Annotated in this window: 12 protein-coding genes; all 12 read left to right on the forward strand. The window is 53.6% G+C overall.

The genetic code is table 11. The features are described 5' to 3' along the window. The first annotated feature begins 234 nt into the window (after positions 1 to 234). The gene (locus tag H0V34_00450; protein ID MBA2490221.1) at positions 235 to 675 is read left to right on the forward strand and encodes a hypothetical protein; all 441 of its coding nucleotides are present in this window, start codon (positions 235 to 237) and stop codon (positions 673 to 675) included. Positions 676 to 1,055: 380 nt separating this feature from the next. Further along, positions 1,056 to 2,438, forward strand: coding sequence for a hypothetical protein (locus H0V34_00455; GenBank protein MBA2490222.1), 1,383 nt, complete (start codon positions 1,056 to 1,058; stop codon positions 2,436 to 2,438). A 41-nt stretch (positions 2,439 to 2,479) separates the two neighbouring features. Then, positions 2,480 to 4,219 carry a hypothetical protein gene (locus tag H0V34_00460; GenBank protein ID MBA2490223.1) on the forward strand — a complete coding sequence of 580 codons (1,740 nt, stop codon included), beginning with the start codon at positions 2,480 to 2,482 and terminating at the stop codon, positions 4,217 to 4,219. A gap of 217 nt (positions 4,220 to 4,436) precedes the next feature. After that, positions 4,437 to 5,234 carry a CpsD/CapB family tyrosine-protein kinase gene (locus H0V34_00465; protein MBA2490224.1) on the forward strand — a complete coding sequence of 266 codons (798 nt, stop codon included), beginning with the start codon at positions 4,437 to 4,439 and terminating at the stop codon, positions 5,232 to 5,234. 166 nt (positions 5,235 to 5,400) lie between these two features. Next, positions 5,401 to 6,174, forward strand: a complete 774-nt coding sequence (rfbF, locus tag H0V34_00470; GenBank protein ID MBA2490225.1) for a glucose-1-phosphate cytidylyltransferase — start codon at positions 5,401 to 5,403, stop codon at positions 6,172 to 6,174. 3 nt (positions 6,175 to 6,177) lie between these two features. Continuing rightward, positions 6,178 to 7,377 carry an L-2-hydroxyglutarate oxidase gene (gene lhgO, locus H0V34_00475; protein ID MBA2490226.1) on the forward strand — a complete coding sequence of 400 codons (1,200 nt, stop codon included), beginning with the start codon at positions 6,178 to 6,180 and terminating at the stop codon, positions 7,375 to 7,377. Then, positions 7,374 to 8,453, forward strand: coding sequence for an SDR family oxidoreductase (locus H0V34_00480; GenBank protein MBA2490227.1), 1,080 nt, complete (start codon positions 7,374 to 7,376; stop codon positions 8,451 to 8,453). The genes lhgO and H0V34_00480 overlap by 4 nt, the downstream gene beginning before the upstream one ends. Positions 8,454 to 8,498: 45 nt before the next feature. Next, positions 8,499 to 9,035, forward strand: a complete 537-nt coding sequence (rfbC, locus tag H0V34_00485) for a dTDP-4-dehydrorhamnose 3,5-epimerase (protein ID MBA2490228.1) — start codon at positions 8,499 to 8,501, stop codon at positions 9,033 to 9,035. A 55-nt stretch (positions 9,036 to 9,090) separates the two neighbouring features. Next, complete coding sequence (locus tag H0V34_00490) at positions 9,091 to 10,428, forward strand: NAD(P)-dependent oxidoreductase (GenBank protein MBA2490229.1); 1,338 nt, start codon at positions 9,091 to 9,093, stop codon at positions 10,426 to 10,428. Between the two features lie 7 nt (positions 10,429 to 10,435). After that, a complete protein-coding gene (locus tag H0V34_00495; protein ID MBA2490230.1) occupies positions 10,436 to 11,272 on the forward strand; it encodes an ABC transporter permease in 837 nt (278 codons plus the stop codon). Positions 11,273 to 11,329: 57 nt separating this feature from the next. Then, on the forward strand, positions 11,330 to 12,679 hold the full coding sequence (locus tag H0V34_00500) for an ATP-binding cassette domain-containing protein (GenBank protein MBA2490231.1): 1,350 nt from the start codon (positions 11,330 to 11,332) through the stop codon (positions 12,677 to 12,679). Between the two features lie 236 nt (positions 12,680 to 12,915). Then, the gene (locus H0V34_00505) at positions 12,916 to 15,000 is read left to right on the forward strand and encodes an alginate lyase family protein (protein ID MBA2490232.1); all 2,085 of its coding nucleotides are present in this window, start codon (positions 12,916 to 12,918) and stop codon (positions 14,998 to 15,000) included. Positions 15,001 to 15,026: the final 26 nt, after the last annotated feature.

Raw genomic sequence — 15,026 nt, forward strand, 5'->3', positions numbered from 1 at the left:
AAAGTAATGAAGATGAAACGGAAGCATCTTGGCTTTGGTAGTTTCCTGATTTTTTTCTCGTGCAGTATGCCGGCGCAGTTATGCGCTACCGATTGGAACGAGCGGTGCGCGGTGATCGGGCCGCAGGGGTCGGGTGCGGGGTCGTCGCGGCAAGTAGATGCCATGCACGCGGTGTCGCAGCGGCTATGCGGGGCGGCCGGTAAAGCCAGAGCGCCCGTAGCGTCACGAGAACAGATGTGCGTATCTCTGCTCACTGAATTGATCGCGAAATCCGGCGAATCTCAAAATTACACCTTGCCCGTTCTCGAAAATGTTAGCTGGAGTGGCCCGGTAGGATCTGGCGAAGTTTCTTTCGAGTCCGGTTCCCCTGAAGTTATCGATGAGGCCACTGCTGACCAGATGGACGTTCGCGATGCTGGCGCGAGTGTTGCCGGCCAGCAAGCGATGAGTGCCGAGTCGGGAGACAATCTAGCGAATCAAGGAGTCGACCGTGCCATACCGGGGTCGTTGCTGGTGACAATACTCGCCTTAATCGGGATCGTCGCGGTCGCGCGCCGCGATGTTGCAGGTAAACCAAACTCTAATCCAGTTGTTCAGTCAGGGGCGGAAGTCGCGCGTATCTCGTCGCCGCGAGATGATGTGAAAGTAGATGCCGTGCATGGACGCCTGAATTAACGAGGAAGCCGATTATCAATCGCCGATGATCGACGTTTGTCGACCATAGGTCAGAATCGATAGCCTGTAGAATTTCTCCGATAAAGTGGCTGCGGTACTATCGGTGTGGCGGATACCAGCGCACATAATGTAGTCGATGAGCTGAGGCGCATGCAAAGGTATGCAATCTGGATCGAAATGCGATGCTTGTGTTTGGCAGGGCGCTCAACATAACTACTAGTTACGTACTGTTCTTCGCGAGGAGTGCGATGGTAGGCGCGGCAATCGTGCTGGTTGACTACATCTTTGTTCTCAACGAGTCAGGTTGAGAGCATGCGGTCGGAGATTACTGTGATCAGGCAACTATAACCCTCCAATAACGCTCGAAGGACAACATAAAAATGATTGTCAAGTCCGTTAGATTTTTGCCGGGGCACGCTACCAATGTCGGGGGCGATCTTGAAAGTAAAATGGTAAAACGCAGGCTGGCTGGAAAGGCAGCGCACCTGGCAACATTGACCAGCGTATTGTGTGGCCTGGCTGGCGGGTTAGGTGTGCCGGGCAAGGCTATTGCGCAGGCATGGATTGTTCAGCCCGGGGTCTCGCTGGAAGGTATTTATGACGATAATTTCAGGCTGTCTCCGAACGACCCTCAAGCGGTGAGTACTGCTCGAGTTGGCGGTTCCCTCAAACTGGCCCGCGTTACCGAGACGTCAGACATTGCGGGGCTTGTTCGCGTCGACGGAAATGCATATTTCGGTGAAGATGAAGGTTTGGACGATCAAAGCAATCAGCTGCTTGATTTTTCTTATTTTACCAAGGGAGAGCTAAGTCGCCTGGGAGGGACTTTTTCTCTACGGCGGGATACCTTGCTTAGAACGATTAGAGGGGTTGAGGGAACCGATGATCCGACCCTGGAGCCAGATCCCGACGTTGACGAGGGTTTGAGTCGCGCCAACATTGAACGCCTGCGATTGTCAGTTGGGCCATCGTGGAGCCGGTTGTTAACGGAACGTACGGAAGTCGGATTGTCATACCTATTTTCGGACAGCTCTTATAGCAACGTGCCACCAATAACGCAGGGAGATAGCAATATTTCCGATTCTCACAATCATCTAGTGGGCGGCCAACTCCTGACGCGTGTCACGGAGAGAGACAGACTGGCGCTTATTTTCAGGGCGCAACGCTATGAGGCGGATGATGACGCGACATTTAACAACTATGATCTCCAGACCGGCGTAGTTCGTGATTTCACGGAGACATTTCAGGGAAGATTGACGATAGGCGCTCGTTATACGGAGTTCGACGTGCCCGCCGAAACGGGGATTGGCGGTCAGCCCGCCCAAGTGGGCGATGATACTGGCTTCGTGGTCACGATTGGTGGGATCAAGCGAACGGGCCTGACGACATTTGCCGGAACTTTGGTGCGAACGGCCACTCCCAGTGCATCCGGGGAAATTGTGCAGAATGACCAGCTCGCCTTTAACGTTAGTCGTCAATTATCGGAACGGGCCGAAATCATTATCAGATCGACAATTTATGAAACAGAGTCGCTCACGGATCTCACGTCAAACTCCAACCGGCGGTTTATCGCGGTCGAGCCCAGATTGCGGTATGCACTCAGCCCCAGCTGGGCGGTTGAAGCCGCCTATGAGTATCGCCGTATCAAGGAATTTGATACTCCCGACAGCGCAGATAGCAATGCAGTAATGTTGTCACTTAACTATGAGTTGCCAGTTGTGGTCGAGCCGGAAGCTCCGATACAACCCTTTGGGTTAGACTAAGCAATAACTTTAGCACCGCTGACTGACATTGGAGAATATTTGTGAATCAAGGAGATAGACAGCCAGTTATGATGCTTGGGGACTATGTCACTATTCTCAGGCGTCGTAAGCTCCAACTCATTATTCCGTTTCTTTTGATTCTCGCTGCAAGTGTCACCCTGGCTTTTACGTTGCCCCCGGTTTACCGGTCCGAGGCCACGATATTAATCGAGAGACAGGAAATACCTGAGGAGCTCATTACCACTACCGTTACCGGGTTAGTGCAGGAACAAATCGAAAGCCTAAAGCAGCAGATCCTGACCAGCGACAATCTGTGGGATATCGCTGAAGAGTTCAATCTGTACCCCGAAGACCGCAGCGTAGAGAATCGCCAGGATATCGTATCCTCCATGAAGGAAGATATTCTGGTCGCGATGGTAGATGTTGAGGCTGCAGATCCGGAAAATACGTCAAAAACATCCATCGTAACAGTCGCTTTCACGGTTTCTTTTGCCGCGAGCACACCCGAGGTTTCTCAGGCTGTCACCGAGAGGCTGTCGCAGTTATTCATGGAGAGAAACCGGGAGGCACGCAGAACACAAACCACCGAAGTAACATCGTTCCTGGGTGCGGAGGCTAAACGTCTGAGCGAAGAGATAGCGACGTACGAGCGCGATCTGGCCGCATTCAAGCAGCAAAATGTAAACCGGCTGCCTGAACTCAACAGTATGAATATGAAGCTTTATGAGCAGACCGAGCTTGACCTGCAGCGGGTAGAAGATGAAATACAGGCAATGCAGACTCAGCAAATGAGCCTGCAGTCGCAGCTCGCGATAACTGAACCCTACAAGGAGATCGTGACTGAGGACGGTACTGTATTGTTGTCTGACTCGCAAAAGCTCAGCGTACTTACGTCCCAATATTTACAGGCTACGTCCAAGTACTCCAGTGATCATCCGGACGTTATACGGCTACGGCGGGAAATAGAGTCCCTGGAGGGTACGTCAGGGGCTGGTACTGCTACTGATATACTCGCCAAATTAACCATCGCAAGGGACGCGTTGCTTGAAGCGCGGCAGACTTACTCGGAATCACATCCCGATGTTCAAAGATTCGGGAGCGAGGTAGCGACCCTCGAGCAGGCGCTACGCAACAAGAGCTACGAACGTTCTACCGGAGCTCAGGAAGCCGCGGTCAGGCCGGACAACCCGGCGTATGTATCGATTAAAATACAGCTCGATACCTTGCAGGCCAACTTGCTGGCCTCGCAAAATGAACAGCAGCAACTGACACAGAAACTCGCTGAGTACGAGAACAGAATTGCCCAGACGCCTGTCATCGAAAGCGAGTATCAGGCACTCGCGCGCGGCTATGATAATGCGCGCGCTAAATTTGAAGAAATCAGGGGCAAGCAGCTCCAGGCGCAACTCGCCGAGCAGCTGGAATTCGGTAGCAAGGGGCAGCAATTCAACTTAGTGGAACCGGCGTATCTGCCAAGCTCCCCGGAGAGCCCAAATCGGATAGGGCTCGCGTTGCTGGGCGTGGTATTCGCCTTTAGTGGAGGCATCGGCAGCGTGTCGCTCGCGGAGTATATGGACCGCACCATTCATGGGTCGAAGAGCCTGGTCGCGATCTTTCACGCACCCCCATTGGCCGTTATTCCTGTAATAGATAACGGCGGACGTCTGTTGGTGAAAGGCAAGCAACGGAGGCTTCCCGCGGCGGCTTCGGTAATCGCGGCGATGTTTGCTTTGGGCCTAACCCGCGCGCACGTGCATGTTTGGCCGAGCCTCGGCGCCTGATAAACGAACGCATCCACTTGAATATTAATTCTTTACCAGTATGGTATACCGTGAATAACTGACACATATCCAGACTCCTCACTACCAGGTCGGAATCCAATGCCATGGATGGACTTCTGGATTCCGGCTTTCGACGGAAGGATGGCTAAGCAATGACAGTAGTTTATGGGGCAACACATTGGTAGTACGACCGAACCACACCGAACGGTAAAAGATCATGGATAGAATCGCAAAAGCCCTTGAGCTCGCCCGCAAGTCGCAAAAGCCTTCTGGCGGAAGGATGCTGCAGACTAATGTCGAAACGGAGATTTCGTACACGTACACGCGGACAGTGCCGGTCGATGTGGCCTTTCTCCGTAAACAACGCGTAATTGGCGGCATTCAGGATAAGCGCATCGTTGATGCCTACAAGTTATTGCGGACGCGCGTGCTTCAGCGCATGCAACAGAACAACTGGAAGACGCTGGGTATAACGAGCGTCGGAGAGCATGATGGCAAGACATTAACAGCGGTTAATCTCGCCATCAGCATTGCCATGAAGCTTAACTTCACGGTTTTGCTGGTCGATGCCGACATGCGGCGGCCTAATGTTCACAATCTGTTTGGCTTCCAGCCAGCGCTTGGGCTTAGAGACTATCTGGAGGCCGATGCGAGTATTGAAGACATACTTGTAAACCCTGGCATTGATCGACTGGTTGTCTTGCCGGGTCGTGGCGGTGGCGATACTTCGTCAGAGCTGTTGGCGTCACCCCGCATGATGGATTTGGTGCAGGAGCTCAGGTCTCGCTATTCGTCGCGCCTGGTCATTTTTGATCTTCCGCCGGTGCTGGTGGGCGACGACGTCGTTGCGTTCGCTCCAAACCTGGACGCGGCCTTGCTCGTCGTTGAAGACAACAAAACGCAGGGGGACGAACTGGCGCGCACGGTTGATCTACTGGAAGGGATCGATTTGATCGGCACAGTGCTAAATAAGTCAACCGAGGAAAATCAGGGCTACGATTACTATTATTATTAGAAACAGGGGATAGGGTAGCCGGCCTCTTACCGGTATCAATTTGCTTCGAAGCACACGGCGTCCGGATCGATAGTAGCGGAGCTTTTGATAGGCGCAATGCCTTGAAAGCGTCTTGCATACAGGGTCGTCTGCTTTTCGCCATACTTATAATGGGTCGGATTCCATAATGAAAGCAGTTATTTTAGCGGGCGGACTGGGGACGCGTTTGTCGGAAGAGACGTCAACCAGGCCAAAGCCGATGGTCGAGGTGGGCGGCAAGCCTATCCTTTGGCATATCATGAAGATTTATTCCACGCACGGAATAAACGACTTCGTGATCTGTTGCGGCTATAAAGGCTACGTGATTAAAGAATACTTCGCCAACTACCTGTTGCACATGTCCGACGTAACGTTCGATATCAAGAAGAACAAGATCGATATTCATCAGAACAGTGCGGAGCCTTGGCGGGTGTGTCTGATCGATACCGGTGATAACACGGGGACTGGCGGGCGACTCCGGCGCGTCAGATCATACTTGGACGATGAGACTTTCTGCCTCACCTACGGCGACGGCGTAAGCGATATCGACATCAAAGCGCTGCTTGATTTCCATCATCAGCAGAAATGTCTGGCGACGTTGACTGCCGTCCAGCCGCCCGGCCGGTTCGGCGCTTTCAGCCTGGGCAACGATCAGCAGAAGATAGCGCAGTTTCGTGAGAAGCCCAAGGGTGACGGTGCCTGGGTCAACGGCGGGTTTTTCGCGCTGGAGCCGAAGGTCGTCGATTATATAGAAGGGGACGAAATCTTCTGGGAGGCCGAGCCGCTATCAAAATTGGCAGACGACGGGGAGCTGGCGGCCTATAGACATTACGGGTATTGGCAGGCGATGGATACGCTCAGAGATAAGCTTGTCCTGGAGGAGCTTTGGCGTACGAAGAGCGCCCCCTGGAAGGCATGGTAGTTTATGTCGACATCAGATTTTATCGTCATCGGTGGCGGCGTGATCGGGCTTAACATTGCCCGCGAAATAAAAAAATCTTTCGCTGATGCAAGTGTCACCGTCATAGAAAAAGAACCGTCCTGCGGTACTCACGCCAGCGGACGCAACAGCGGTGTATTGCATGCTGGTTTTTACTACACCGCGGACAGCCTGAAAGCCAAGTTCACTCGGGATGGGAACCGGTTGCTGACCGAGTACTGCGAAGAACGGAAGATTCCTCTAAACAAATGCGGCAAACTAGTAGTCGCCCGGGACGAAGCAGAGGATCGGATGCTGGATGAGCTGCTTCGCAGGGGGCAGCGTAACGGTGTGCAGCTTCAAGAGGTGTCGGCCGACGAGGTGCGGGAAATAGAGCCCCGTGCGATAACTTTTAAGCGGGCGATATTCTCTCCGACCACGTCTTCCGCTGATCCGAGTGCGGTCTTGGTGCGTATGGAGCAGGACGCGAAAGTCGAAGGTGTGGCTGTTCGTAATTCCGAAAGTTACGTTTCGATACGCAACGACCGTGTTACCACGACGATTGATAATTACGATGCCGGCTACGTGATCAACGCCGCCGGACTTCATGCGGACAAGGTTGCGCGCGATTTCGGGTTCTCCAAGCGCTTTCGTATCCTTCCCTTTAAAGGCTTGTACTTGAAGTCCAGTGCGCCGCCAGGGGAATTTCGCACAAACATTTACCCGGTACCGGATTTGAATAATCCTTTTCTGGGCGTGCACGTTACCGTTCAGGTTGACGGGCACGCGAAGCTCGGGCCTACCGCGATACCTGCGTTATGGCGCGAGCAATATAATGGCCTGGATAATTTTCAGATGAGAGAATTCGTCGAAATAGCATCCAGGTCGGCGAGTTTCTTCGCCGCATCGCGTTTCGATTTCAAGCGGCTGGCATTGACCGAGATGCGGAAATATTCGCGACGGCACATGGTTTCTCTGGCCTCATCGCTGGCGCGCGGTATTACACAGGACACCTTCAGGAACTGGTCCAAGCCGGGAATCCGCGCGCAACTCGTGGATATACAAGCGCGCAAGCTGGAGATGGATTTCGTGCTGGAAGGCGACCACAGATCAATGCATGTATTAAACGCTGTTTCTCCAGGTTGGACATGCTCCATTCCGTTTTCGCGCCACGTGGTCGAAGAAATAAAAGGGAAACTTCAATGAATGGCAAAAAAATACTAATCACCGGAAATATGGGCTACGTGGGGCCAGGGGTTGTGTCGCATCTGCGTGCGCAATACGCAAACGCGACCATTGTCGGCGTTGATCTGGGTTACTTTGGGCATTGCCTGACCGGGCCCGCGTGCTTGCCAGAAGCGCGACTTGACGTTCAATACTTCATGGACGTGAGAACGATGCCGATGGACGTACTCAAGGGCGTCGCGGCGGTCGTGCATCTCGCGGCGATCTCGAATGACCCCATGGGCAATGCATATGAAGAAATTACGCATGAGATCAACTATGAGGCCAGCGTCAGGGTAGCCAAGCTCGCCAGAGAGGCCGGCGTGGAATCTTTCGTTTTCGCGTCGAGCTGTAGTGTTTATGGATACGCGGAAGGATCCGCGCGCGATGAAAAGTCGGAGTTGAACCCGTTAACGGCTTATGCCAAATCGAAGATCAATACAGAAAAAGCGATTAAATCGCTCGCCAGTGACGAATTCGCGGTCACGTGCCTGAGGTTTCCCACGGCATGCGGCATGAGCGATCGTTTGCGGCTCGATCTGGTACTCAACGACTTTGTGGCCGCGGCTGTCGCCACCAGAAAGATTTCAATCCTGAGTGATGGCACGCCCTGGCGACCACTGATCGATGTCAAGGATATGGCCAGGGCGATTGACTGGGCCATATGTCGCGACGCGCATAATGGACACGCTTTTCTCGCCATTAACGCAGGCCGCACGGAATGGAACTACCAGATCAAAGATCTCGCGGAATCAGTCCAAGCGATTATGCCCGGTATCGAGGTCAGCCTGAATAAGGATGCGCAGCCGGATAAGCGTTCATATCGGGTTAATTTCGACATGTACAAGCAGCTGGCGCCGGATCATCAACCGCAGACTGACTTGAAGCGATCGATTACCGAACTCAAAGAAGGATTAGAGAGAATCGATTTTAAGGATAGCGATTTTCGCGAATCCGATCGTATGCGGCTGAAAGTGCTAAGCGGGCTACGCGAGGCCAGTTTGTTGACTGATCGGTTCGAATGGCATTCCAGGAAAAGCGATGGCCTTAAGCATTGATAAGCCTTTTGTATCCAGCCTTGTAGCGTAGTCCGGAGCCAGGAAATGAACTTTACGCAAACAAAGCTTGCCGGCGCTTACCTGATAGATATCAAGACGATGGTTGATGAGCGCGGCTTTTTTGCGCGTGGCTGGTGCCGGAAAGAGTTTGAAGCGCACGGCATGGTGGCGAAAATAGTGCAGGCAAACATGTCTTTCAATCACAGACGAGGAACCCTGCGCGGCATGCATTATCAAGTCGCGCCTTATCGGGAAACCAAACTGGTGCGTTGCACACGTGGGGCAATTTACGATGTCATTGTGGATTTGCGTGCCGACTCACCCACGTATCTTCAGTGGATAGGCGCTGAATTGACCGCGGATAACCGCCGTATGCTCTTCGTTCCGGAAGGCTTTGCCCACGGTTTTCAAACGTTGACCGATGCGTCTGAAGTGTTTTATCAAGTCTCAGAGTTTTATACGCCCGGCGCCGAGCGCGGGGCGCGCTACAACGACCCGGCTTTTGACATAGCCTGGCCTCTCGATGCCACAGTTATTTCCGAAAAAGACGCCAACTGGGCGGATTTCCGTTCGGGGCAATAGCCCGCGTGTACCAGGCTTCGGCTGCCGACATAATGCTTTTTGATTGGAGTGCGACATGATTATTGTTGATAAAGCGCTTGCACAGCGCCAGCACGCCGGAAACCCGGTGCGGGTGGCGATGATCGGTGCCGGCTTCATGGCGCGCGGCATTGCCTTGCAGATACTTAATTACGTGCCAGGTATGGATCTGGTGGCCATTTCCAACCGCTCGCTGCCTGGCGCGAAGCGCGCCTACGCCGAGGCGGGTCAGCCGGATGTCGAGGTGGTTGAGTCGGTTGCTCAGCTCGATAAAGCCATATCGACGGGCCGCTACGCTGTCACGGAAGATGCAATGCTGTTGTGCCGTACCGGCATGGTCGATGCGGTTATTGAAGTTACCGGGGCAGTCGAGTTTGGCGCGCATGTGGTGCTCGAGGCCATTACGCACGGCAAGCATGTGATTGTGATGAACGCGGAACTCGACGGCACAATCGGACCCATTCTCAAGCACAAGGCGGACGAATCCGGGGTTGTATTCACCAATGCGGACGGTGATCAGCCGGGCGTCATTATGAACCTTTATCGGTTTGTGCGAGGAATCGGGGTCGAGCCGGTACTTTGTGGCAACATCAAAGGCTTGCAGGATCCCTATCGCAATCCGACGACGCAGGCGGAATTCGCGCGCAAGTGGAAGCAAAAGCCACACATGGTGACGTCATTCGCGGATGGTACGAAGGTATCGTTCGAACAGGGCATCGTCGCCAATGCCACCGGTATGCGCGTGGCGAAGCGTGGCATGTTCGGGCCTACAGTTCCGTCGGGAACACCAATCAAGGAAGCCGTTAACCTCTACCCGCTGGACGCCATGACAAGCGGGAGTAGCATCGTTGATTACATCGTTGGTGCGGAGCCTGGCCCTGGAGTATTCGTGCTCGGAACTCACGATCACCCGATTCAAAAACATTACCTGAACCTATACAAGCTGGGCAGTGGCCCGTTGTATTGTTTTTACACGCCTTATCATTTGTGCCATTTCGAGGTTCCGACCACCGTGGCGCGCGCGGTGTTGTTCCGCGACGCAGCTATTACTCCGGCAGGGGGCCCGTGCGTCGATGTCGTCGCAACCGCCAAGATCGACCTGAAAGCGGGCGAGGTGCTGGATGGCATGGGCTATTACATGACTTATGGCCAGGCTGAAAACGCTGATATCGCCGTAAGAGAACGTCTGCTGCCCATGGGTCTTGCGGAACATTGTGTGCTCAAACGCGACATCCCGAAAGATCGTGTGTTGACGTATGACGATGTGAATCTGCCGGTAAACCGGCTGTGCGACCGACTATGGGATGAGCAGACTGCGCTGTTTTTCAGGGATCAACAAAGCGGCGAATTGCCCGCCGCTCATGCAGGACGTTAAAGCATTGATGAATACTAGTGCCGAAAGTACCAATATCACAATTCTCAGACCGCCAAGCCGGTGGGAATTTATTGATTTCAAGGAACTCAAGGACTATCGGGATTTGCTCTGGTCAATGGTCTGGCGCAGTATCAAGGTGTTGTACGCGCAAACAATTATGGGACTTGGCTGGGCTATCCTCAATCCGTTTATCCAGATCATTCTGTTTAGTGTGATTTTCGGCAAAATTGCCAAGTTGCCTACGGATGGTGTTCCGTATGTTCTGTTCTCCACCGTTGCGGTCATTCCCTGGACTTACATGTCACAGGCGATGACGCAGTCGAGTCAGAGTTTAATTACCGGGCACACGATGTTGGGCAAAATATACTTTCCGCGACTGATTTTTCCATTGACACCGGTGCTCGCAAAGCTGGTCGACTTCGCAGTTTCGTTGATCCTGCTCGTGGCGATAATGATTTATTTTCAGGTGGCACCCAACTGGAACCTGATCTTTCTCCCCTTCTTCGTGCTTTTAATGGTCACGATACCGGCTGGCGTCGGCATGTTTCTGTCGGCATGTGCAGTCCGCTTCCGGGACGTAAAGCACGCAATGCCGTTTGCGATCAGCCTGCTGGTTTACACGGCTCCGATTATGTATTCGGCTTCCAGCATTCCGGCGGATTTTAGAATCTGGTACTCGTTGAACCCGGTGGTCGCTGTCATCGAGGGTTACAGGGCTTGTTTACTGGGTACGCCGCTGGAGTGGGCTTACATCGTCCCTGGCACAGTCACCGCCATAGTCTTGCTACTGGTCGGCGCGCTGTACTTTCGTAGAATGGAGCGTGTGTTTGTCGATGTGCTGTAAGCACGAAGAGAGTCTGTCGCGCGAACAGTCTGATGGCGCCAAGAGGGGATCTACTTTATGAATGCAAATAATTTCGCGATAGAAGTCAAAGGGCTTTGCAAACGCTATCGCATCGGACTCAAGGAAGAGCGCCATGAAAATCTGGCCTCGGCGCTGGTTGACTTCGTTAAGAGCCCGCTAAGAAATTATCGGCAATATCGGTCTCTGTATGATTTCAGCGATATCAGCCCGGAAAAAATGGATGAAGACTCTGACGACGTCATCTGGCCACTAAAAAATATCTCATTCAACGTGCATGAAGGAGAAGTGGTCGGTGTTATCGGTCGCAACGGGGCCGGTAAATCCACGCTGTTGAAGATCCTGTCGAAGATCACGCCTCCCACCGTCGGAGAGGTTCGGCTAAAAGGGCGGATAAGCAGCCTGCTCGAAGTTGGGACTGGGTTTCATAATGAGCTTACGGGACGGGAGAATGTTTACCTCAATGGCACCATTCTCGGTATGCGCAAGCGTGAGGTTGACCGCAAGTTCGATCAAATCGTCGAATTCTCAGGCGTTGAAAAGTTTCTGGATACGCCTGTAAAGCGCTATTCGAGCGGCATGCGCGTGCGCCTGGCGTTCGCTGTCTCCGCTCATCTTGAACCCGAGATTTTGATCATTGACGAGGTTTTGGCGGTCGGTGACGCGGACTTTCAGCGCAAATGTCTGGATAAAATGCAGGACGTAGGTCAGCAGGGACGAACCGTATTGTTTGTTTCACACAATATGAACGCCATTACACGTCTTTGCGGACGCGTAATCCTGCTGGAAGACGGTCGTGTTTCGATGGATGGTCCGGCGCATGACGTCGTTAGTCATTACATGAGCTCGGGCGCCGGATTGTCACCGGAAAAAGTGTGGCCAGATCTTGGCACGGCGCCAGGCGACCAGGTTGTGCGCGTAGTTGGCGTCCGTATTAAATCAGAAGACGGGCAGATAAGGCGGTGGGTCGATATCCACAAACCTATAGTGATCGAGATGGAGTATGAAGTACTGGAAGGCGGCCACGATTTCGCAACCTACTGCAACATATTTAATGAAGTGGGGGTAAAGATTTGCACCAGCATCGATAGAGATTCAGGCTGGCACAACCGCCCTCGGCCCGTTGGGCGATACATAAGTCGCGTTCGAATTCCTAGTGATCTGCTTAACGAAGGCCTTCTCTATATTACGCCAGTCATCAAAAACTTGCGCAGTAAATTAAGGCATTTTTATATGCGCGAGGCTGTTGGAATTCAAGTTGTGGAAGGAGTCAAAGAGGAGTCAGATAAATCCGGATTCGCAGCCAACCTTGGCGGCGTCATTAGGCCACATTGGCCGTGGGAAACGGATTATCTTTCGGATAAGGAACGAAAGAACGCCGCCGTTTGAATGCGGGACAATGCCTATTTGGGGCGGGCATGCTCTGCCGCGGTCCCCTTGTGAATGTTACGTAGCTTCATGACAACACAGGTTGCAACTTTTTGCCGAGCGGCTGACGCCTGTTCCGACTCTCCGACTCGTATAGTCCGGCACCTGGGTGCCGGATAAGTCACTTCCCCGCGATGATAAATCCAGGAAAAATAGCAGTAAGCGCCGGCCGCCGTGTCTGGATACAGCTTCACCGTTTGGCTCAGCGCGCCACCTCCTCCAGTTTTAAATCCGCATTCTCGCTGTCCGAGCAGCAGTTTCTACAGGAGTTCAATCTCGACTCTGTCGCAGGCCCGCTAGAGCGCGGCGATTTGGAGGCTGCGAGGCAAGCGCTGTTGCGGCATTACGATGACAGGGCCGTCCCCGCCTGGCCGATTTTTCCGAGCCGATTTACCGACGCCGGGTCATTGACCGCCGAGGAGTTGCTTGCTCAGGCAGACGACATAACGGCGCATCGATTTGGCAACGCGCGTATCTGGCTGGGCGATAAAGTCGACTGGATGCACAACCCGACGCCGGACCCAATGGCGCGATGGACCCGAGACCTGCACCGGCACCGGTGGCTGGCGATCGTGGCGGGCGCCTATGAGAGAACCGGTGACGAGAAATACGCCAGGACGTTTGTGAATCTAATGGCGGACTGGATATCTTCCAATTCGCCACCGGTGCGTAAGGACGAGGCAAATGTTGCGTGGACGTTGATGGGCGTCGGCATGCGTGCCGCGATCTGGCCGGCCGCGTTTGCAGCGTTTTGTCGATCGCGTGCGTTCACGGACGAGACCAAGCTGAATATGCTGCGGTCCGTTTACGATCACGCACAATATTTATGCACTTTCAAGACACGACTCAATCATGTGCTACGTGAAAGTAACGGGCTGGCTTACCTGAGCATATATTTTCCAGAATTCCGGCAGGCGAGCCACTGGCTTTGCACAGCCACAGATCGTTTGGGGGAAGAATTAAGAAATCACGTTAACGAAGATGGCACCAGTGTGGAGATGTCCATTGCCTATCAATGGCTGGTGGCCGACGAATTTGATGCGACACGTGCGCTGCTGCGGGAGCACGGTGTGAACATGTCCGGCGCTGATCTTGATGACTCGGTTACGAAACTGTATGCGGCCCTGGCCTACGTGTTGCGTCCGGATGGCAACTGGCCTCGCCTGGATGATGGTTTCATGGGGGAAGATCACGTGCAGCGCAAAAAACTTGCGGCTGCAGGCCGTGCGCTCGACCGCCCGGACTTCGTGTACATAGCGACCAATGGGCGTTGCGGTCAAAAGCCTGACAATACTTCCTGTGCGTTCCCAAATGCCGGGCTCTACATCATGCGCAGTGACTGGTCGGACGATGCGCGCTATCTCTTGTTCGACGCAGGTCCGTTCTCCGGCTACCATGGCCACGAGGACAAGCTCAGTATTGAGGTGCATGCCTACGGGCAGTCTTTTCTCATCGACCCGGGATGTTATGCCTATAATACAGTCGATCCTTATAGAGCCTATTTCATAAGCTCGCGCGCGCACAACACCGTTACGGTGGCGGGCTTGAGCCAGGTCCGTCGCTGGGAACGCGGCAATCTGGACCCGGCCAGAACCACGGATCAACAAGGAATCTGGGTCAGCAGTGATAATTTTGATTACGCGCAAGGCATCTACAGCGACGGCTACGGCGCCTACGCTTTTCAGCGTCCGCCCGGGGCTGGCACAATTCGCGATGTAAATCACACACGCCGCGTGCTGTTCGTCAAGCCGGACTACTGGCTGATTATCGATGAGCTTCAGTCAATGGCAGGATTACAGGACTACGAGCTGATTTTTAACACTTCGCCGGAAGTCGAGGTCTTGTCCGCGGACTCGCGGCGCACGTGCCTCGCCAGCAAGCGTAAAAAGGCGCGTCTGTATCTCGTCAATGCGTCCACCCTGGACATCCATTCAAAAACAGTTGTCGGTTCCGAAAACCCAATCCAAGGATGGTTCGCCGACGGCTGGAATGGGCACAAAATTCCTTCGCCTACGTTGATTCATCGCATCGGGCCTGCCGAGTCCGTGCTGGTGACAACGTTACTATACCCATGCCTGGGTGAACAGCATGTGAACCTGGAGCCGCTGAGTGTGCGAGGCGGTAGTGGTCTCGCGTACCAGGTGACTTCCAATCTAGGCGCCGATTACCTCATGTTATCGTCGGACAACAAATGCAAGGCGTTTGGCCCGTGTGAATCGGACGCTACGATTGCTGGTTTCCGAGGCGGTCACGGCCAGCGGCCGCGCCAACTTTTTGGTTAGAGATCATTTCAATCCGGACCAGACAG

The sequence above is a fragment of the Gammaproteobacteria bacterium genome, assembly GCA_013696315.1.
In the GTDB taxonomy this organism is placed as follows: Bacteria; Pseudomonadota; Gammaproteobacteria; order JACCYU01; family JACCYU01; genus JACCYU01.